Source organism: Hafnia sp. CBA7124, from assembly GCF_002355555.1.
Lineage (GTDB): Bacteria > Pseudomonadota > Gammaproteobacteria > Enterobacterales > Enterobacteriaceae > Hafnia > Hafnia alvei.
In genome coordinates this window covers 3,575,487-3,593,541 of sequence record NZ_AP017469.1, presented here as the reverse complement: position 1 = coordinate 3,593,541, position 18,055 = coordinate 3,575,487, and the positions used below count along the sequence as shown (strand labels likewise).

At 50.1% G+C, this 18,055-nt stretch carries 20 protein-coding genes; 17 read left to right on the top strand and 3 right to left on the bottom strand.

Annotation, left to right across the window (positions count from 1 at the left end; genetic code table 11):
• Window positions 1-151: 151 nt before the first annotated feature.
• The 3 genes from cueO to hpt all read left to right on the top strand — a co-directional run bounded on the left by cueO (window position 152) and on the right by hpt (window position 3,241).
• A complete protein-coding gene (cueO, locus tag CPY98_RS16495; RefSeq protein WP_096388454.1) occupies window positions 152-1,774 on the top strand; it encodes a multicopper oxidase CueO in 1,623 nt (540 codons plus the stop codon).
• A gap of 104 nt (window positions 1,775-1,878) precedes the next feature.
• Window positions 1,879-2,484 (top strand): nitroreductase family protein, encoded by a 606-nt coding sequence (locus CPY98_RS16490; RefSeq protein ID WP_043495359.1) that lies wholly within the window; start codon window positions 1,879-1,881, stop codon window positions 2,482-2,484.
• A gap of 220 nt (window positions 2,485-2,704) precedes the next feature.
• Window positions 2,705-3,241, top strand: coding sequence for a hypoxanthine phosphoribosyltransferase (gene hpt / locus CPY98_RS16485; RefSeq protein ID WP_025800295.1), 537 nt, complete (start codon window positions 2,705-2,707; stop codon window positions 3,239-3,241).
• A 59-nt stretch (window positions 3,242-3,300) separates the two neighbouring features.
• On the opposite strand, the gene CPY98_RS16480 is transcribed toward hpt, so the two are convergent.
• Complete coding sequence (locus CPY98_RS16480; RefSeq protein WP_043495358.1) at window positions 3,301-3,606, bottom strand: hypothetical protein; 306 nt, start codon at window positions 3,604-3,606, stop codon at window positions 3,301-3,303.
• A gap of 420 nt (window positions 3,607-4,026) precedes the next feature.
• Here CPY98_RS16480 and CPY98_RS16475 point away from each other — a divergent pair, with 420 nt between their 5' ends.
• Window positions 4,027-4,395, top strand: a complete 369-nt coding sequence (locus tag CPY98_RS16475; protein WP_043495357.1) for a DNA-binding protein — start codon at window positions 4,027-4,029, stop codon at window positions 4,393-4,395.
• Between the two features lie 89 nt (window positions 4,396-4,484).
• Here the strand turns inward: CPY98_RS16475 and can are convergent, their stop codons facing one another.
• On the bottom strand, window positions 4,485-5,135 hold the full coding sequence (gene can, locus CPY98_RS16470) for a carbonate dehydratase (RefSeq protein WP_025800292.1): 651 nt from the start codon (window positions 5,133-5,135) through the stop codon (window positions 4,485-4,487).
• Window positions 5,136-5,488: 353 nt separating this feature from the next.
• Between can and CPY98_RS16465 the strand changes: the two genes are divergently transcribed.
• The 13 genes from CPY98_RS16465 (at window position 5,489) to CPY98_RS16405 (ending at window position 17,349) form a co-directional block, all read left to right on the top strand.
• Complete coding sequence (locus CPY98_RS16465) at window positions 5,489-6,436, top strand: ABC transporter ATP-binding protein (RefSeq protein WP_025800291.1); 948 nt, start codon at window positions 5,489-5,491, stop codon at window positions 6,434-6,436.
• The gene (locus tag CPY98_RS16460) at window positions 6,433-7,203 is read left to right on the top strand and encodes an ABC transporter permease (RefSeq protein ID WP_040045359.1); all 771 of its coding nucleotides are present in this window, start codon (window positions 6,433-6,435) and stop codon (window positions 7,201-7,203) included. The genes CPY98_RS16465 and CPY98_RS16460 overlap by 4 nt, the downstream gene beginning before the upstream one ends.
• A gap of 241 nt (window positions 7,204-7,444) precedes the next feature.
• Entirely contained in the window at window positions 7,445-7,897 is a 453-nt protein-coding gene (locus tag CPY98_RS16455; protein ID WP_046448738.1) for a PTS sugar transporter subunit IIA, read from the top strand.
• Between the two features lie 129 nt (window positions 7,898-8,026).
• Window positions 8,027-8,491: a DUF1456 family protein gene (locus CPY98_RS16450; protein ID WP_025800288.1), complete on the top strand. Its 465-nt coding sequence runs from the start codon at window positions 8,027-8,029 to the stop codon at window positions 8,489-8,491.
• 480 nt (window positions 8,492-8,971) lie between these two features.
• The gene (agaR, locus tag CPY98_RS16445) at window positions 8,972-9,745 is read left to right on the top strand and encodes a transcriptional repressor AgaR (RefSeq protein ID WP_043495353.1); all 774 of its coding nucleotides are present in this window, start codon (window positions 8,972-8,974) and stop codon (window positions 9,743-9,745) included.
• Between the two features lie 42 nt (window positions 9,746-9,787).
• Entirely contained in the window at window positions 9,788-11,104 is a 1,317-nt protein-coding gene (locus tag CPY98_RS16440) for a D-tagatose-bisphosphate aldolase, class II, non-catalytic subunit (RefSeq protein WP_096388453.1), read from the top strand.
• The gene (locus CPY98_RS16435; protein ID WP_043495350.1) at window positions 11,101-12,279 is read left to right on the top strand and encodes an SIS domain-containing protein; all 1,179 of its coding nucleotides are present in this window, start codon (window positions 11,101-11,103) and stop codon (window positions 12,277-12,279) included. Before CPY98_RS16440 ends, CPY98_RS16435 begins: the two co-directional genes overlap by 4 nt.
• A gap of 17 nt (window positions 12,280-12,296) precedes the next feature.
• On the top strand, window positions 12,297-12,779 hold the full coding sequence (gene agaV, locus CPY98_RS16430) for a PTS N-acetylgalactosamine transporter subunit IIB (RefSeq protein WP_025800284.1): 483 nt from the start codon (window positions 12,297-12,299) through the stop codon (window positions 12,777-12,779).
• A gap of 12 nt (window positions 12,780-12,791) precedes the next feature.
• A complete protein-coding gene (gene agaW / locus CPY98_RS16425; RefSeq protein ID WP_025800283.1) occupies window positions 12,792-13,583 on the top strand; it encodes a PTS N-acetylgalactosamine transporter subunit IIC in 792 nt (263 codons plus the stop codon).
• Complete coding sequence (locus CPY98_RS16420) at window positions 13,573-14,466, top strand: PTS system mannose/fructose/sorbose family transporter subunit IID (RefSeq protein ID WP_025800282.1); 894 nt, start codon at window positions 13,573-13,575, stop codon at window positions 14,464-14,466. The genes agaW and CPY98_RS16420 overlap by 11 nt, the downstream gene beginning before the upstream one ends.
• 9 nt (window positions 14,467-14,475) lie before the next feature.
• On the top strand, window positions 14,476-14,919 hold the full coding sequence (agaF, locus tag CPY98_RS16415) for a PTS galactosamine/N-acetylgalactosamine transporter subunit IIA (protein WP_043495348.1): 444 nt from the start codon (window positions 14,476-14,478) through the stop codon (window positions 14,917-14,919).
• A gap of 12 nt (window positions 14,920-14,931) precedes the next feature.
• Window positions 14,932-15,786, top strand: a complete 855-nt coding sequence (locus CPY98_RS16410) for a tagatose bisphosphate family class II aldolase (protein ID WP_096388452.1) — start codon at window positions 14,932-14,934, stop codon at window positions 15,784-15,786.
• A 243-nt stretch (window positions 15,787-16,029) separates the two neighbouring features.
• Entirely contained in the window at window positions 16,030-17,349 is a 1,320-nt protein-coding gene (locus tag CPY98_RS16405) for a polysaccharide deacetylase family protein (protein WP_096388451.1), read from the top strand.
• A 269-nt stretch (window positions 17,350-17,618) separates the two neighbouring features.
• Here CPY98_RS16405 and panD read toward each other — a convergent pair whose 3' ends face one another.
• Window positions 17,619-17,999 carry an aspartate 1-decarboxylase gene (gene panD, locus CPY98_RS16400; protein WP_008814566.1) on the bottom strand — a complete coding sequence of 127 codons (381 nt, stop codon included), beginning with the start codon at window positions 17,997-17,999 and terminating at the stop codon, window positions 17,619-17,621.
• Between the last annotated feature and the right edge of the window lie 56 nt (window positions 18,000-18,055).

Genomic DNA, 18,055 nt, shown 5'->3' with positions numbered 1-18,055 from the left:
ATCAAGTGCTAGCTTGACTTTCCCCTTACTGGAAGGTCTACCCTAAAATGGCAATAGTTAACTGCAGCTAAACATTTCGTAGCTTCACGTATGAAGCTAAACACGTCTAAGTTTAACCGAGTCTACTCACTGACGCACAAGGGAATCTGACATGCTTCGCCGCGACTTTATCAAACTGACTGCCATGCTAGGGGCATCCAGCGCCTTACCTTTATGGAGCCGTGCTGCTTTTGCCGCCGAGCATCCTACATTACCGATCCCTGCGCTACTCACGCCAGATGCCGCAGGAAAAATAGCGCTGAATGTACAAACCGGTAGCATGAAATGGAAGGCGGGGATGCAAACCCCAACGTGGGGCATTAATGGCCCGCTGTTAGGGCCTGCCATGCGTTTGCAGCGAGGTAAGGACGTCGCGATTAATGTTACCAACGCGCTGCCAGAGGCAACCACCATGCATTGGCACGGCATGGAGATTCCGGGCACGTCTGACGGTGGCCCGCAGGCGGTGATTGAGCCAGGCAAAATGTGGACGGCTGAGTTTAAAGTGGATCAACCGGCAACAACCGCATGGTTCCACCCGCATACGCATGGTTTAACTGGACGTCAGGTGGCGATGGGGTTAGGTGGCCTGATTATTATTGATGATGAGGAAAGTGCGAAGCTGCCATTGCCCAAAGAGTGGGGCGTTGACGATGTGCCGGTGATCCTGCAAGACAAGCGCCTTGATGCCAAAGGCCATATTGATTACCAGCTCGATATCATGACGGCGGCGGTAGGATGGTTTGGCGATATGATGCTGACCAACGGCACAGTATACCCTCAGCACCTCGCGCCGCGTGGATGGTTGCGACTGCGGTTCCTCAACGGATGTAATGCGCGTTCATTAAATCTGGCGACCAGCGACGGACGCCCTTTGTATGTGGTGGGCAGCGATGGTGGATTGCTGGGCGAGCCGGTTAAATTGACGGAACTGCCGATCCTGATGGGTGAGCGTTTTGAGGTTTTAGTGGATACTCGCGACGGTAAGGCGTTCGATATTATCACGTTGCCGGTCAAACAAATGGGGATGACGCTGCCGCCGTTCGATCGTGCTCTGCCTGTTTTGCATATTCAGCCTACGCTGAAGAGTAACGAAGCAAAATTGCCTGATGCTTTAGTCAATATGCCTGCTGTTCCCGCCGCGGATAATGTGAAAACGCGTTGGTTACAGCTGATGATGGATCCACAACTCGACATGATGGGCATGCAAATGATGATGCAGCGCTATGGCATGGCGTCGATGGCAGGCATGGATATGAAAGGTCACGGTAATATGGCCGGTATGGATCACGGTCAGATGCAAGGGCAAATGACTCATGGTCAGATGGGCCATGGGAAAATGCATCATGGCGGCATGGAGCAGGATAACCAAATGTCTGCGGGTTATGACTTCATGCACGGCAACAAAATCAACGGTATTGCGTTTGATATGGCCAAACCGATGTTTGATGTGAAACGTGGCACCTACGAGAAATGGACCATTTCCGGTGAAGGCGACATGATGCTGCATCCATTCCATATCCATGGCACGCAGTTCCGTATCCTTTCTGAAAACGGTAAACCGCCAGCGGCTCATCGTAGTGGCTGGAAAGATACGGTACGTGTTGAAGGATGGCGAAGCGAAGTTTTGGTGAAATTCGATCACGAAGCACCGAAAGAACGCGCGTACATGGCGCATTGTCATCTGCTCGAGCATGAAGATACGGGAATGATGATGTCGTTTACGGTGAGCTGAGCTTATTAAGCGTAAAAATCTAACAGCCTCAAAGCATCACTAGACAACTGGTCTAATTTAATGACAATGGTTTGGTGAAAGTAATAATGAGGACGGAACTGAAAATGAATGCTATCGAAGTGATCCAACAACGTCGTGCGACTAAGCAGTTTGATGCTGGTTATGTCATGACTTTGGACGAAAAAAAAGAGCTGCTGAATATTGCGCTGCAAAATGCGCCAAGTGCGTTTAATCTGCAACATTGGCGTCCATTGCTGATTGAAGACCGCGCCCAGCGTGAGAAAATTCGTGAAGCGGCATGGGGCCAAGCTCAGGTTACCGATGCGTCGATGCTGGTCGTGCTGTGCGGCGATCTCTCTAGCTGGGAATCTCAGGTAAAAAATATTTGGGCAGAAGCCGCCGAGCCTGTGCAGCAATATATGGTGCCTGCCGTGGATAGCTACTATCGTGGCAAAGCGCAGACCCAACGCGACGAAATTATGCGCAGCGCGGGTATCTTTGCCCAAACGCTGATGCTGGCTGCTAAGGCGCATGGATACGACTCCTGCCCTATGGATGGTTTTGATTTTGACGCCGTTGGGAAAATCATCAATAAGCCAGAACACTATGAAATTTGCCTGATGATCGCGATCGGAAAAGGCGTGAGCCAACCGTATCCACGTATCGGCAAGTTGCCGTTTGAGCAAATTGTTAAAACCGACCGTTTTTAATTTCTTAGCAAAATTATTTATGTAGGTGATGAGAAGAGCGCTGCCCATGACGGCGCTCTATTACCTTGCTATACTCTGCGCCCTTAAACGCTCCACTCCTCCTCTCATCATTAAAAACTGTCAGCATGAATGCGGCAACTCGGTGCATTTTGGCGCTATGATGAAGGGTTGGTAGAGGTGAAAGAACGATTTACAGGACTCGGTCTAAAGGTATATAGCGATGAAACATACAGTTGAAGTAATGATCTCTGAACAGGAAGTGCGTCAGCGTATTGCTGAACTAGGCCGTCAGATTTCAGCAGATTACCGTGATAGCGGCAGCGAGATGGTTCTGGTTGGTTTGCTACGTGGTTCCTTTATGTTTATGGCTGATCTTTGCCGCCAGATTGATGTTCCGCATGAAGTCGATTTCATGACCGCGTCTAGCTATGGCAACGGTATGAATAGCACCCGTGACGTTAAAATCCTGAAAGATTTGGATGAGGATATTCGCGGAAAAGACGTATTGATCGTTGAAGACATTATTGATTCAGGTAATACCCTGAGCAAAGTGCGTGAGTTATTTGCCCTGCGCGGCCCTAAATCTTTGGCTATTTGTACTTTATTAGATAAACCAAGCCGCCGCGAAGTTGATGTTCCAGTTGAATATGTTGGCTTCGCTATTCCTGACGAATTCGTGGTTGGATTCGGCATTGACTACGCTCAGCGTTATCGTCACCTGCCTTATATCGGCAAGGTGGTCATGTTAGACGAATAAGTTAGCTTGTTGATACAAAAAAACGCCGTCATTGTTGACGGCGTTTTTGTTTAGACTATTTAATAATAGTTAATGGTAAGAAGCTTTAAATTCTTCTCTTCATCCACTGGCTCAATTTGAGTCCAGCCAAGATTCTCAGGCAAAAATACTTTTCCATTCGATTCATTAATTGTCGTGGTCTGTCTGAACACTTTTCCATTTCTGTAACAGCTTGCCTGAAGCGATGACTGTATTTGGCTGATATTACAATCACTATCAACTATGCTGCCAATAAAATGGATGACTCCATCAACTGCACTGGCATAGGCTGAGAGCATTAGCGTAATAGCGGTTGTTAAAAAAAGAAATGAACGATATAGGCTCATAATTACCTCAAATAGTGTTTATTGAGTATTTAGCCTTCCATTGCGTGGTGAGTTAATTTATTCATTAACTAAATAACACAACTAAAAACATAAGCTATCTTTCGATTTTTATCCTTCCTATGGATGTTGTTTTTTTGTTGCGTTGTGGAAGCGTAATCTAGCAATAATAAGCGTTAGTTAAAAGTGATTTAAGTTTAAATTACAATATAAAATAAAACTTTAGATGTTCATCCGTTAATTGATCTGGGTGGTGAATATTTTGTTTTTATTAATTGCTTGTTTCTATGGTTAAATTTAATAGTTAATTTTCTATAAAACATTCTTAAATTATCAATTTTAAGAAATGGTGTTATTACTAATTCCCGTTACAGCAATTTCTATTAATGTGGATACCGAGTATCCCTTGGGAAGGAAGTGATTATGGAATCAGAATGGTTTACGGCGAAACAACTCACCGAGATAGCGCCTTTGCCCACAACGTCGCAGGGATTGCATTCGCATGCGAGAAAATCGGAATGGATAAGGCGTAAGCGCGATGGGAAAACGATTGAATACCATATCGATAGCCTGCCTGAAGAGGTTAAAGAGGTGCTGCATTTACATCAGGTAAACGAGACGAGGGCGTTTTATCGACTCAAGTCGAATGATGAAAGCATTGGGACACAGCTATGGGACGATGTGTGTGGAAAAATACCGTTGCTGCAACGCGAAAAGCTCGTTGAGCTGGCATTATTAGAAGGGGTTAATGCGTTGTTTTTTCGTTTGGCATCATCATTAGCGTTGCGCTAGAGATGACGACAGCGTTTATTGGAAAGGAAACACAACCGCTGTTATCACATTAAGAACGTCAGCGGTTGTGTTGTCACGCAAGTGTCTAATTAGCCTTGTTGCAGCAGGGTAGACATGGCGTTGCGATAACGCAGTTCGAGGGTTTCACGGCTCGTGGTCGTGATATCCAGATCGCGCAGGCGGCCATCTTTCAGACCATAAACCCATCCGTGGATCATCACTTTTTGTCCACGTTTCCATGCTGATTGCATGATGGTGGAATGACCGAGGTTATAGACCTGCTCAACCACGTTCAGTTCGCACAGGGTATCCAAGCGTTTTTCTGGCGGAAGTTCACCCAGCAGCGAGCTGTGTTTGTACCATAGGTCGCGAATGTGCAGCAGCCAGTTGTTGATCAGCCCAAGCTCAGGATTTTCGACCGCAGCCTCAATCCCGCCGCAGCCCAAGTGGCCACAGATAATAATATGCTCAACCTGTAATACGTCGACGGCATATTGAACAACCGACAGGCAATTCAAATCGGTATGGATAACCAGATTGGCAACATTACGGTGAACAAAGAGTTCGCCAGCTTCCAGCCCTGTTAACTGTTCAGCCGGTACACGGCTATCAGAACAACCAATCCATAGAAAGCGCGGACGTTGTGATTGAGCAAGACGACCAAAAAATTCTGGGTCTTCTTGGCTCACGGTATCCGACCATGCATGGTTATTCGCAATAAGTTTTTCGATTTCTTTCATTGAGGTTAATCGTCTGTAACATGCGGTTTGCGATGGTTAATATAGGCTAATCGTCACAGTTTTGAAATCGGAACAGTGCCTTCAGCAAAAAATGGCATAGAAAATAACGGCGTTATTCCTTGAAAAAATTACCATCCGTTAACATTAAGTTATGCAAATGTTCCTCAAAAAGTATATTAGCATCAGGTGCCTATAAGCCGTAAATACGGTAGCTAATACTGTTATGGCTATGTAAAATAGACACTCTTCGGTCAACGTTCACATCCCGATTATTGACGGTTTCTGCTTATTACTGTTTGGGAACCGTTCCAAAAAAAGCCTGATAGCTCAGGCGCAAAGGTACGCTAATCATAATGACAAACGCACTGGAACTTTCCCAGCTCACCAAAACGTATGCGGGTGGCGTGCAGGCGCTGCGCGGTATTGATTTACAGGTTGAGGCTGGCGATTTCTATGCCCTGCTTGGGCCAAATGGCGCAGGGAAATCGACCACCATCGGCATTATTAGCTCCTTGGTGAATAAATCCTCCGGTAAGGTCAACGTGTTCGGTTATGACATCGACCGTGACATCGTTAACGCTAAACGCCAGTTGGGTTTGGTGCCGCAGGAGTTCAACTTCAACCCGTTTGAAACGGTGATGCAGATAGTTGTTCATCAGGCAGGCTATTACGGCGTCACGCACTCAGAAGCCTTGGTTCGTGCGGAGAAATACCTCAAGCAGTTGGATCTTTGGGGAAAACGTGACGAGCGGGCTCGTATGCTTTCTGGCGGCATGAAACGCCGTTTGATGATCGCCCGTGCGCTGATGCATGAGCCAAAACTACTGATTCTTGATGAACCGACCGCGGGTGTCGATATTGAACTGCGTCGTTCAATGTGGGGATTCTTGAAAGAGCTTAATGCTCAAGGAACCACCATTATTCTGACCACGCACTATCTGGAAGAAGCTGAGATGCTGTGCCGCAACATCGGCATTATCCAGAACGGTGAGCTGGTCGAAAACACCTCGATGAAAGAGCTGCTTTCAAAGCTGAAATCTGAAACCTTCATTTTGGATTTGGCGGCGAAAAGCCCACTACCGAAGCTTGATGGTTATAAGCACCACCTGCGTGATACCTCAACGCTGGAGGTTGAAGTGCTGCGTGAGCAAGGTTTGAATGGCGTATTCAGCCAGCTAAGCGCACAGGGAATTCAGGTATTGAGCATGCGTAACAAAGCTAACCGTTTGGAAGAGCTGTTCGTGACCTTAGTCCACGACCATGATGAAAAACCGCGTGTGAATACGGAGAAAAAGGCATGAACGCACTCTATTGGGTCGCGCTGAAAAGTATCTGGACCAAAGAAGTTCATCGTTTTGCCCGAATTTGGATCCAAACGTTGGTGCCGCCGGTTATCACCATGACGCTGTACTTCATCATTTTCGGCAATCTGATCGGTTCTCGCATCGGCGAAATGCATGGTTTTGATTACATGCAGTTTATCGTGCCGGGTCTTATCATGATGTCGGTGATTACGAACTCCTATGCCAACGTGGCGTCGTCGTTTTTCAGCGCGAAGTTTCAGCGCAACATTGAAGAGCTTCTGGTTGCGCCAGTGCCAACGCACGTGATCATCGCCGGTTTCGTCGGCGGCGGTGTGGCGCGTGGCGTCTGCGTAGGGATTCTGGTGACGCTGGTTTCATTATTCTTCGTACCATTCCATGTTCACAGCTGGGGCGTTGTCGCTGCAACGCTGCTGTGTACCGCGATTCTGTTCTCGCTAGGCGGGCTGCTGAACGCCGTATTCGCTAAAACCTTTGACGATATCAGCCTGGTGCCAACTTTTGTGCTGACGCCATTGACCTATCTGGGCGGCGTATTCTATTCGCTGACCCTGCTGCCTCCTGTCTGGCAGGCGATATCTAAGCTGAATCCTATCGTCTATATGATCAGCGGCTTCCGCTTTGGGTTCCTAGGCATTAACGATGTGCCGCTTATCTTTACCTTCGTGGTATTGCTGGCATTTATCGTGGTGTTCTACCTGTTGGCGTGGTACCTCATTGAGCGTGGGCGCGGTCTGCGTTCCTAATCGCCCCAAGCCTCCGTGAAAACGGGGGCTTTTTTGTTTTAAATAGCATCATTTCTGCCTTATCTCACACTCCTGCATCGTCATTGATTATGTTTGCTGCGGTGAACGTCATTTCCTGATAAACCCTAATACTTATGAGACTAATCTGAGAGTCTGCTCCTAAAAGCCAGCAGCAGATTTTATTATTTATTATGGCGACGAACGGCAGGATGCCGTATCAAGCAGCAAGGGGAGAACGCGCATGTTAGGGATTGTATTAGCAGGACATACTGGCTTTGCCAGTGGTACGCTAAAATCACTCAAGCATTTGCTGGGGGCGCTGCCAGAGCAATGTATCAGCGTGGAATACACTGATTGGCTGAGCACCAATATGCTTAGCCGAATGATGTGCGATGCGCTGCACGCCGCAGACAGCGGTGATGGTGTCGTCTTTATTACCGATATTTTAGGCGCGGCGCCATTTCGCAGCGCAGCGTTGATGAGCCATAAGCATTCTAAATGCGAAGTGGTGGTGGGAATTAGCTTAGGTGCGATGATTCAGCTGTTCCCTCAGCGTGGGATACTCACCGCTTCTGAGTTCCGCGACCATGCGTTAGAGCTAACACGTGGGCAAGCGACCAGTTTGTGGCACGAACAAAACCGCCATCCACCGGTAATGGTGCGTAGTTCGGAGGCCTGTAACATCGAGAATTAGAAGCCAAAAGCGTGGGAATAGAGCCTTCAATGCAAACGGATGACGATTTCTTCAACGTGAAGCACAGAATATCTCTATAATGCGCCCTGACGCTTTTTGCGAACTAAAATCGAGAGGATGTACCCGGTAATGATGAATAATGATGTTTTACGCAGCGTTCGCTACATGCTGAATCTGAATAATGAGAAAATGATCAGCATCTTAGCTCTGGCCGACACCAAGGTGACGCTGGAAGAAATGGCGAGCTTCGTAACCAAAGAAGGCGAAGAAGGTTTTAAGGTTTGCCCTGACGTCGTAATGGGATATTTCCTGAATGGCCTGATCTTCTTCAAACGTGGCAAAGACGAAAAGTATCCTGCGCCAAAAGTTGAACGCCGTATCACCAACAACATTATTCTGAAAAAGCTGCGCGTGGCATTTGAGCTGAAATCCGTGGATATTATTGAGATCTTAAAATCTCAGGATTTCGCGATTACCGAATCCGAGCTGAGCGCTATTTTCCGCGCCGACGGCCACAAACATTATCGTGAATGTGGTGACCAACTGCTGCGTTACTTCCTGAAAGGTTTAGCTGCACGCGTGCGTAAAGGCTAATTCTAACGGCGTTAAAAAAACCGCTCACGCTTCTGCCGTTGTAGCGGTTTTTTTATTTCTCGCCGCGTTAAAACTGCCATCTGTATTTCGGTATTACCTGCCTAACAGCCACCATATCCATAGCTAAAATCAGACAGCAAAGTCGCGTCAGATTTATTGCTAACTTTTTAAAATGTGATCACTGTCACTTCGCTAAATAAAATCTTAACCCTTCACTTCAAAAGAACCTGCTTTCGTTTTTTAACGGGTATTTTCTCTGTGAGAAGCGCTAGAGAGCTATTCAACTCACAAATTTCCCCCTTCGTTGTTTCGTTGTCTGGCTTTCACTGTATTTTACATCGAAAGGTTTTTTGGCCTATTTTGCCCAAAAAGTAGGCTGTAACCGCGATCACAATTTCACTTCACTGCCTTTGCTGTAATGCATTCGAAAGAGAGCGAAAGCTTCTTGATTCAAACACCACACTCCAAGGAGTCATGGATATGACGTTAGATACCGTAAAACGCCGCGAACAGATTATTGACCTGTTGTGCCACGAGGGCAGCGTGCGCGTTGAACCTCTTAGCGCGCGGTTTGGGGTATCGAGCGTCACCATCCGTAACGACCTGCGTTATCTGGAACAAAAAGGCTGTGCGCTGCGCTCTTACGGCGGCGCCATGCTTAATCAGCAATTCGCGTTTGATCGGCCTTTGCAAGACAAAGGGCGCATGAATCGCGACGTTAAATCGCGTATCGCTGCCAAAGCGGCGGAGTACGTGAAAGACGGCGATACGCTGATTTTAGATTCTGGATCGACCACAACGCAGATTACGCCGCACCTCAAGGGGCGACGCGATCTGGTTGTCATGACCAACGCGCTGAACATCGCCTATGAACTGGCGGGGTTTGAACGGATTGAAGTGATGGTGCTGGGCGGAAGCGTTCGTCAGAACTCCTATTCGCTCTATGGTCCGGCTGCAGAACAGCAATTGCGTCAACATCGCTTTGATACCTTATTTCTGGGCGTCGATGGGTTTGACCTGGAAGCAGGAATAACCACGCCACATACCGGCGAAGCTCACCTCAACCGCGTGATGTGCGAGGTGGCACATGAAATTATCGCCGTGGTGGACTCCAGCAAATTTGGCCGCAAAAGCTTCTGCATGATCCGTGAGGCCGGTCAGATCCACCGGCTGATCACAGATAGCCGGATCCCCGACAACTACAAGCGGGCATTAACAGAACTCGGCGTAGAAGTGATTATTGCCGACGACTGATCGACATTCTTGATCGATTAAATATGCCTGCATGGAGACATCATGCAGCCTTTATTACAGCTTATCCGTCGCCACAAATCGGGCGAGGCGGTGGGGATCTATTCGGTCTGTTCCGCGCATCCGTGGGTATTAGAAAGTGCCTTACTGCTGGCGAAAGCCCGCCACAGCGCGGTCTTGATTGAAGCAACCTCAAATCAGGTTAACCAGTTTGGTGGCTATACCGGTATGACTCCCGCGCAGTTCCGTGATGCGGTTTGGGCACAGGCCGACCGCGTTGGGTTATCGCGCGAACGGGTGTGGTTAGGCGGCGATCATCTCGGGCCCAATGCTTGGCAGGAGCGCAGCGCTGATGAAGCCATGCAGCTCGCGGAAACGCTGATCCATGATTACGTGAGCGCCGGTTTTCGCAAGATCCATCTCGATTGTTCTATGTCATGCCTCGGCGATCCTGTTCCTTTGGGGGATATGGAAGTTGCCGCACGAGCGGCTCGTCTTTGTACGGTGGCAGAGAAAGCGTGGCAGCAGGCGGGCGGTGAACGTCCGGTGTATGTGATTGGTACCGAAGTTCCGGTTCCCGGTGGTGCTCAAGAAGATATGGACGGCATGCAGGTCACCACGCCGCAGGCCGCGGCGGCGACGCTGGATATCCACCAAAAGGCATGGTGCAAGGCTGGATTGGACAGCGTGTGGGAAAGAGTGATTGCGCTAGTCGTACAGCCGGGCGTCGAGTTTGATCACCACAGCGTGGTGCATTACCAGCCGGAAAAAGCACAGGCGTTGAGCCAGTTTATCGAAAGCCAGCCGCATATGATTTATGAAGCTCATTCCACCGACTACCAAACGCCGCATGCCTATCGCGAGCTGGTGCGCGATCACTTTGCGATCTTAAAAGTTGGCCCAGCCTTAACCTTTGCGTTACGTGAAGCACTGTTTGCTCTCGATCGTATCGATCGTGAATGGAACGGTGAGCTTAAAGCGGCACATCTACGTGACACGCTGGAGCAAGTGATGCGCGAGCAGCCGCAGCAGTGGAATCGCTATTACCACGGTTCTCCACACCAACAATTTATCGATCGCCAATACAGCCTCAGCGACCGCGTTCGCTACTACTGGCCTCATCCTCAGGTACAACAGGCCGTTGATTTACTGATGAATAATCTGCGCAGTCATCCGGTTCCGATGGCGCTGCTCAGCCAGTATCTCCCCGAACAGGCACAGGCGTTGAACGCCGGAACGCTGGGTCAAGATCCACAGCAGTGGGTTCTAGACAAAATACAGCGTGTACTTTTGAGCTACGCCGAAGCCTGCGAACCCAAGGCTGAAACTATCCAATCTCAGGCGCAAGGAGCCTTAGTATGAGTGAGCTGTTTTCCTATTCTGAAGCATGGCTGCATGAGCACCATGCGCTACATACCGCGCGTGAAATCGATCAGCAGCCACGCCTGTGGCGACAGCTACACGATGAGTTGAGCGAGAGTCAGGGATATTGGAAGCCGTTTTTGCAGCCGCTATTGGCCGATCCTACTCTGCAAATTGTGTTATGCGGCGCGGGCTCGTCGGCGTTTGTGGGACGTGCGCTGGCTCCTTGGCTGCGCGAGCAATGTGGTTTGGACGTAGTGGCCTATGGCACCACCGATATTGTGCCTTCGCCGCTGCAATATCTGGACCCTGAGCGGCCTACGTTGCTGGTGTCCTACGGACGCTCAGGCAATAGCCCTGAAAGCGTCGCGGCCGTGCGCTTAGCCGATCAGATATTGCCGCATTGCCACCATTTAATGCTGACCTGCAACCCCGATGGGGCACTGGCGCGCTACGCAGAAGGGCGACGCAATGTCTGCTCGCTGATTATGCCGCAGGGTTCGCACGATCAAAGTTTTGCCATGACCTCCAGCTTTAGCTGCATGACGCTGGCTACCGTTCTGCTGCTAGGACCGTTAACGCTAGCGCAGAGCGCACCGTCGTTACAACAGATGACCGCGCTGTGCAGTCGTGAACAACAGCATTGGCAACAGCAGGTAAAAGCGCTGGCGAACAGCGGATTTAAGCGCGCGATGGTCTTAGGCGGACGCTGTTTTACCGGTATCGCCGAGGAAGCCGCGCTGAAGATGCTCGAACTCACCGCCGGACGGATTGCCACGCGCTATGACTCATCAATGGGCGTGCGCCATGGGCCGAAATTCATGGTGGATGGCGACACGCTGGTGCTGCTGATGATGTCTTCCGAGGCTTATTGCCACCGCTACGACGCTGATTTACTGCGTGAACTGCGCCATGACGATCTGGCTAAGCAGATCGTAGCGCTGAGCGGTACGCCGGGAGATTTCCATACCGTACTCGATAGCGATCTGGATGATATCTGGCTGCTATTTCCTTATCTGATGTATTTGCAGATGTTGGCGTTTGAAACGTCTTTGGCACTGGGCATGACGCCAGATAATCCGTGCCCGACAGGGGAAGTCAACCGCGTGGTGAAAGGGGTGGAAATCTATCCGTTTACCGCAGTTCGTTCCATCAACACTCATTTAGCAAAATAACAAGTCAGGAGTGGAGCATGTCGACCCCGAATATTTTAATGACCCGCATTGATAACCGATTAGTTCACGGACAGGTAGGTGTGACGTGGACAAATACGCTAGGGGCTAATTTGGTTTTGGTTGCCAATGACGCCGCAGCAGCCGATCCGGTACAGCAAAACCTGATGGATATGGTGGTGGCGGAAGGCGTTCAAACCCGCTATTTCACGCTGGAGAAAACCATCGACGTGATTCATAAAGCGGCCGATCGGCAGAAAATTTTCATCGTATGCAAAACCCCACAGGATGTCCTCACGTTGGTGAAAGGCGGAGTGCCAATCAACTTCGTCAACGTTGGCAATATGCACTTTGCCGAGGGAAAACGGCAGATCCACAAAACCGTATCCGTGAATGACAGCGATACGGCGGCGTTTCGCGAACTGGAGAGACTGGGTATCACCTGTGAAGTTCGGCGCGTGCCGGATGAGTCCGGTGAATCCATTGCCAAACTCTTAGCATAACCGGAGTAAACCATGTTTACAGATGCGTTATTGATTGGCTTATTAGCCGGACTGGCGGGGGTAGACCTGTTCGATGGTCTCACCCATTTCCATCGTCCGGTAGTGATTGGCCCGCTGGTCGGGCTGATTTTAGGCGATGTGCAAACCGGCCTGCTGGTCGGTGGTTCATTAGAGCTGGTTTGGATGGGAATGGTGCCGCTGGCGGGGGCTCAGCCGCCAAACGTGGTGATTGGCGGAGTCATTGGTACCGCGTTTGCCATTCTGACCCATGCCGACCCCAAAGTAGCGATAGGCATTGCGGTGCCTTTTGCTATCGCGGTGCAGGGCTGTATCACGCTGCTGTTCACGGCGTTTTCCCCGATGATGCACAAGTGCGACAAAATGGTACAAGAGCTCAACTGGCGCGGCATTGAGCGCGTGAACTATCTCGGCATAGCTATTCTATTCTGCTTCTACTTCATTGTGGCCTTCTTACCGGTTTACTTCGGTGCCGACGCCGCCAGTGCGATGGTGCAGAAAGCGCCAACGTGGCTGCTGGATGGTCTGGCCGTTGCAGGCGGAATGATGCCCGCCATCGGTTTCTCACTGCTGATGAAAATCATGATGAAAAAGACCTATGTGGCTTATTTCATCCTTGGTTTTATTTCCGTGACCTTTCTCAATATGCCGATTATCGCCGTTGCTTTGGGCGCATTCGCCATCGCGTTGATCGACTTCTTTAACCGTTCCCGCAACGAACAGGATGGCGATACTAACGCGCCTTCTTCTTCGACTCATGCTCAGGAGATGGAAGATGGGATTTAATGACAACGAAGCTGTGATGGCGGCCAAAGCCGAGCAGCGTATGGCGCAGGCCTTGGCGACTAGCCAAGTTGAGCAAGACGACTATATCGACAGCACGCCAGCGGAAGCCTTGACCAAGCAAGACCTAAATCGCATGGCATGGCGTTCTCTGCTGTTACAAGCCTCGTTCAACTATGAACGTATGCAGGCGGGCGGCTGGCTGTATACCCTGATCCCTGGCCTGCGCAAGATTCATAAGAACCCTCAGGATCTGGCGAACTCGATGAAAATGCACATGGAGTTTATCAATGTGCATCCCTTCGATGTGACATTCCTTTCCGGCCTGGTGCTGGCAATGGAAGGCAGCAAAGAAAAGGTATCCACCATCCGTGCGGTCAAAGTGGCGCTGATGGGGCCGTTGGGCGGCATTGGTGATGCACTGTTTTGGCTCACCCTGCTGCCAATCTGCGCCGGTATCGGTGCTTCGTTAGCGCTTCAGGGCAGCCTGTTTGGGCCGATTGTCTTCCTGCTGATGTTCAACGTTGTGCATTTTGGCCTGCGTTTCGGGCTGGCGCATTACGGCTACCATGCAGGCACCAGCGCGTTGGCGCTGCTAAAAACTCACACCAAAAAGATATCTCATGCGGCGTCAATTGTCGGGATGACGGTGATCGGGGCGCTGGTGGCGTCGTACGTTCATCTCTCAACGCCGTTAGTGATGCATGCGGGTAAAGCCAGCGTCGCGCTCCAGAAAGACGTACTGGATAAGCTGATGCCCAATCTTTTGCCGCTGTGCTTCACGCTGCTGGTGTTTTGGCTAATGAAACGCGGTTTTTCACCGGTGAAACTGATCGGTTTAACGGTGTTGTTTGGCGTGGTTGGCAAGTTTATTGGATTCCTTTAAGGAGGCGCGATGTTAGGTCTAGTGATTACCGGACATGGCCGCTTTGCCAGCGGACTGTTGCAGGGCGTGGAACAGGTGGTTGGTGAGCAGTCGCAATGCCGTGCGGTGGATTTTCCTGAAGGCGTGAGCACTACTGAGCTGATGGTGATGTTAGAGCAAGCCTGTGCGGCCTGTGATAGCGGGGAAGGCGTGGTGATCCTGAGCGATTTACTGGGTGGCTCGCCGTTTCGGCAGGCAGCGATAATTGCTAAGCAACATGCAGATTATCAAGTGATTACCGGCACCAATATGCAGCTTGCGGCAGAGATGATGCTAGAGCGAGAAGGGATGAACCCTCAGTCGTTTCGCGATATGGCGCTGGAGTGCGGGCGGCGTGGTGTGACCAGCCTGTGGCACGAAGAACAAAAGTGTAATCAACAACAAAATGATTCCGTCAGCTTAGACGGTATTTAAGGAGCCCATTTTATGTACCTGATTTCAAACCGGGAAATGCTCAAAAAGGCTCAGCGCGAAGGTTACGCCGTACCCGCATTCAACGTTCATAATTTAGAAACTGTACAAGTGGTGGTGGAAACCGCGGCCGCGCTGAGATCGCCGGTGATTTTAGCCGGTACTCCGGGCACATTTACCTACGCCGGTACTGATTATTTGGTATCTATTTGCCAAGAAGCTGCGCACCTACATGATTTACCGCTAGCGTTGCATTTGGATCACCACGAAAAACTGGACGATATCCGTGCCAAAGTGGCCGCCGGCGTACGCTCGGTCATGATTGATGGTTCGCACTTTGCGTTTGAAGAGAATATTCGCACGGTGGCTGAAGTGGTGCGTCTATGTCAGCGTTATGACGTGAGCGTGGAAGCTGAACTGGGGCGGTTAGGCGGGCAAGAAGATGACCTAAACGTTGACAGCGCAGACAGCTTCTTTACCGATCCTGCCGCAGCACGTGAGTTTGTTCAGCGCACTGGCATTGATTCCCTCGCTGTGGCCATCGGCTCGGCGCACGGCTTGTACCATGGCGAACCGCATTTGGATTTTGCTCGTTTGGCCGAAGTGCGCAAGGCCGTTGATATACCGCTGGTGCTGCACGGCGCATCGGGTATTCCAGAACATATGGTACGTGAAGCGATAGGGCTTGGGATCTGCAAAGTGAACGTTGCCACCGATCTGAAAATCGCGTTTGCGGATGCGGTAAAAAGCTACTTTACCGAACATCCTGACGCGAACGATCCGCGCAAATATATCACGCCGGGTAAACAGGCCATGCGCGAAGTGGTTGAGGAGAAGATTAGAATCTGTGGGAGTGAAGGGAAGCTTTAGTGGGGGATTGCTCCCACCCTAACCCTCCCCTTCGCAGGGGAGGAAACCGTGCAGTGACGTTTATACGGATCTCGAGCGGCTCCTCCCCCTGCGAAGGGGGAGGCTGGGAGGGGGAGCCTCATAAGTTTACACCACCATTTCCTGTTCCTCTTTTAACCATGCACCTAACCCATCACCCATGCTATTCTGTTGTTCCTGAATGATTTCTATGCCTGATGGCACCTGACTTTTCTAAATATAAAAATGAAGCTATTTCAATCAATAACAGCCGGATTGCTGTTTTCTCTCTATGTTATTTTTATACCGCAAACGGCCCTTGCAGACTTGTTGCCCGATAGCTGGCAGCAATATCAATACATGCAAGCCGAGCGTGATAGTGAAATTTATTCGCTGGTGGGAGAGCATGTGATCCCCGTTGGGCAAATTAAGCAGGGACAGGTGCTGAACGTCTTTCAGGCCGATGCTGAGTATTACGAGTTTCGCTTTGGCAACGGCACTGGCTTTATCGCGCGTGAAGATCTGAGCGAGCGTAAAAACCCTGAAGCGCCGCGTGATAACTTGGGCGATCTGCGCAAGAAAAGTTTTCAAAATCTTGTCACCAGTCGCTCGGTGACCGTGTATAGCCAAGCTGATAATCAAAGTACGCCAGTCGCCACGCTGGAGGAAAACCTGCGTTATCCGATCCTGAATAAACAAAAGGATCGCCTTAACCAGACATGGTATGAAATCAACTTAGGCGATCGTCTTGGCTATGTGAGCGAACTGGACGCGGAGCTGGATAACGGCATTGCGGTGCTGACTTACCATCATATCCTGAAAAATGAAGAGAATAAGCGTTTTCGCCATACGTCGACCACAACGTCTGACGTGGCATTTAGCAACCAAATGGCCTATTTGAAACAGGCGGGCTATACCACGCTCTCTATGTATCAGTTGGAAGGCTACTTAAACGGCACCATGAACTTACCTGCCAAAGCGGTGGTGCTGACGTTTGATGATGGACTCAAATCGGTCTATCGCTATGCGTATCCGGTGCTCAAACAGAATGGGCAACGCGCGACGGCGTTTATTATCTCTTCGCGCATCAAACGTCATCCGCAGGCTTGGAACCCTAACGGGTTACAGTTTACGAGCATTTCAGAACTGCGTGAGATGCAGGATGTATTTGATATCCAGTCGCATACGCACTTTTTACATCGCGTGAGTGCAAACAAACAGCCAATTTTATTCAGCCGTTCTTATCATAATATTTTGTTTGATTTCCAACATTCGAGAAGGGCGCTTTCGCAGTTTAATCCGCATGTTCAATATTTGTCGTATCCCTTCGGAGGCTATAACCAAAAGGCGATGGACGCGGCGCGTGATGCAGGATTTCATCTAGCGGTGACGACGGTGAAAGGAAGGGTTCGAATGGGTGACAACCCGTTCGCGTTGAAGCGTTTATATGTGCTGCGTACGGATTCGGTGCAAAGCATGGCGTCACTCATTGCTAACAAGCCACAGCCGGTGCCAGAAAAGCCGGATGCTGGTGTGGTTAAGGTGCCAGCGGCGGCGGTGAAATAATATTTTGCTGTTGTGAAAGCCCCCTCCCAACCTCCCCCTTGGCAGGGGGAGGAGCCGCTCGAGATTCGTTTAAACATCGCCGAACGGTTCCCTCCCCTGCGGAGGGGAGGGTTAGGGTTGGGTATTCGTTATTGCAGCAACCCCCTCCCAACCTCCCCCTTGGCAGGGGGAGGAGCCGCACGAGATTCGTTTAAACAGCTCCGAACGGTTCCCTCCCCTGCGAAGGGGAGGGTTAGGGTGGGGTCAATGAGAGCGGGGAAACTAAATAATTACGCCACCTGCACAGGAACGGCTTTAGCCAAGCGCTTCATCACATTATCACCTTCAAAATAGGCAACTTTAGGATTGTGTGAGCGAGCCTGTTCATCAGACATCTGTACGTAAGAGCAGATAATCATAGTATCGCCGACGCATGCACAGCGAGCCGCAGCACCGTTGACGGAAATAATTTTTGAACCGCGTTCGGCGGCAATCGCGTAGGTCGAGAAGCGCTGACCGTTATCTACGTTGTAGATATCGATAGCTTCATATTGCAGGATCCCCGCGGCGTCTAAAAAATCCTGATCGATGGCGCAGGAACCTTCGTAGTGCAAATCTGCCTGAGTCACTTTGACGCGGTGCAGCTTGCCTTGCAACATAGTGCGTACCATAACAATACCTTCATTAACATCTATTGATGGCGGCCATCCCTGAAATCAGAGGCGGC

Excerpts from the sequence above, each read along its gene's own strand:
- CPY98_RS16450 (WP_025800288.1), top strand. The coding sequence starts at position 8,027 with ATGATGAATAATGATGTTTTACGCAGCGTTCGCTACATGCTGAATCTG.
- CPY98_RS16435 (WP_043495350.1), top strand. The coding sequence starts at position 11,101 with ATGAGTGAGCTGTTTTCCTATTCTGAAGCATGGCTGCATGAGCACCAT.
- CPY98_RS16455 (WP_046448738.1), top strand. The coding sequence starts at position 7,445 with ATGTTAGGGATTGTATTAGCAGGACATACTGGCTTTGCCAGTGGTACG.
- CPY98_RS16405 (WP_096388451.1), top strand. The coding sequence starts at position 16,030 with ATGAAGCTATTTCAATCAATAACAGCCGGATTGCTGTTTTCTCTCTAT.
- agaW (WP_025800283.1), top strand. The coding sequence starts at position 12,792 with ATGTTTACAGATGCGTTATTGATTGGCTTATTAGCCGGACTGGCGGGG.
- CPY98_RS16490 (WP_043495359.1), top strand. The coding sequence starts at position 1,879 with ATGAATGCTATCGAAGTGATCCAACAACGTCGTGCGACTAAGCAGTTT.
- CPY98_RS16460 (WP_040045359.1), top strand. The coding sequence starts at position 6,433 with ATGAACGCACTCTATTGGGTCGCGCTGAAAAGTATCTGGACCAAAGAA.
- CPY98_RS16465 (WP_025800291.1), top strand. The coding sequence starts at position 5,489 with ATGACAAACGCACTGGAACTTTCCCAGCTCACCAAAACGTATGCGGGT.
- can (WP_025800292.1), bottom strand. The coding sequence starts at position 5,135 with ATGAAAGAAATCGAAAAACTTATTGCGAATAACCATGCATGGTCGGAT.
- panD (WP_008814566.1), bottom strand. The coding sequence starts at position 17,999 with ATGGTACGCACTATGTTGCAAGGCAAGCTGCACCGCGTCAAAGTGACT.
- cueO (WP_096388454.1), top strand. The coding sequence starts at position 152 with ATGCTTCGCCGCGACTTTATCAAACTGACTGCCATGCTAGGGGCATCC.
- CPY98_RS16480 (WP_043495358.1), bottom strand. The coding sequence starts at position 3,606 with ATGAGCCTATATCGTTCATTTCTTTTTTTAACAACCGCTATTACGCTA.
- agaF (WP_043495348.1), top strand. The coding sequence starts at position 14,476 with ATGTTAGGTCTAGTGATTACCGGACATGGCCGCTTTGCCAGCGGACTG.
- CPY98_RS16410 (WP_096388452.1), top strand. The coding sequence starts at position 14,932 with ATGTACCTGATTTCAAACCGGGAAATGCTCAAAAAGGCTCAGCGCGAA.
- CPY98_RS16420 (WP_025800282.1), top strand. The coding sequence starts at position 13,573 with ATGGGATTTAATGACAACGAAGCTGTGATGGCGGCCAAAGCCGAGCAG.
- CPY98_RS16440 (WP_096388453.1), top strand. The coding sequence starts at position 9,788 with ATGCAGCCTTTATTACAGCTTATCCGTCGCCACAAATCGGGCGAGGCG.
- agaV (WP_025800284.1), top strand. The coding sequence starts at position 12,297 with ATGTCGACCCCGAATATTTTAATGACCCGCATTGATAACCGATTAGTT.
- hpt (WP_025800295.1), top strand. The coding sequence starts at position 2,705 with ATGAAACATACAGTTGAAGTAATGATCTCTGAACAGGAAGTGCGTCAG.
- agaR (WP_043495353.1), top strand. The coding sequence starts at position 8,972 with ATGACGTTAGATACCGTAAAACGCCGCGAACAGATTATTGACCTGTTG.
- CPY98_RS16475 (WP_043495357.1), top strand. The coding sequence starts at position 4,027 with ATGGAATCAGAATGGTTTACGGCGAAACAACTCACCGAGATAGCGCCT.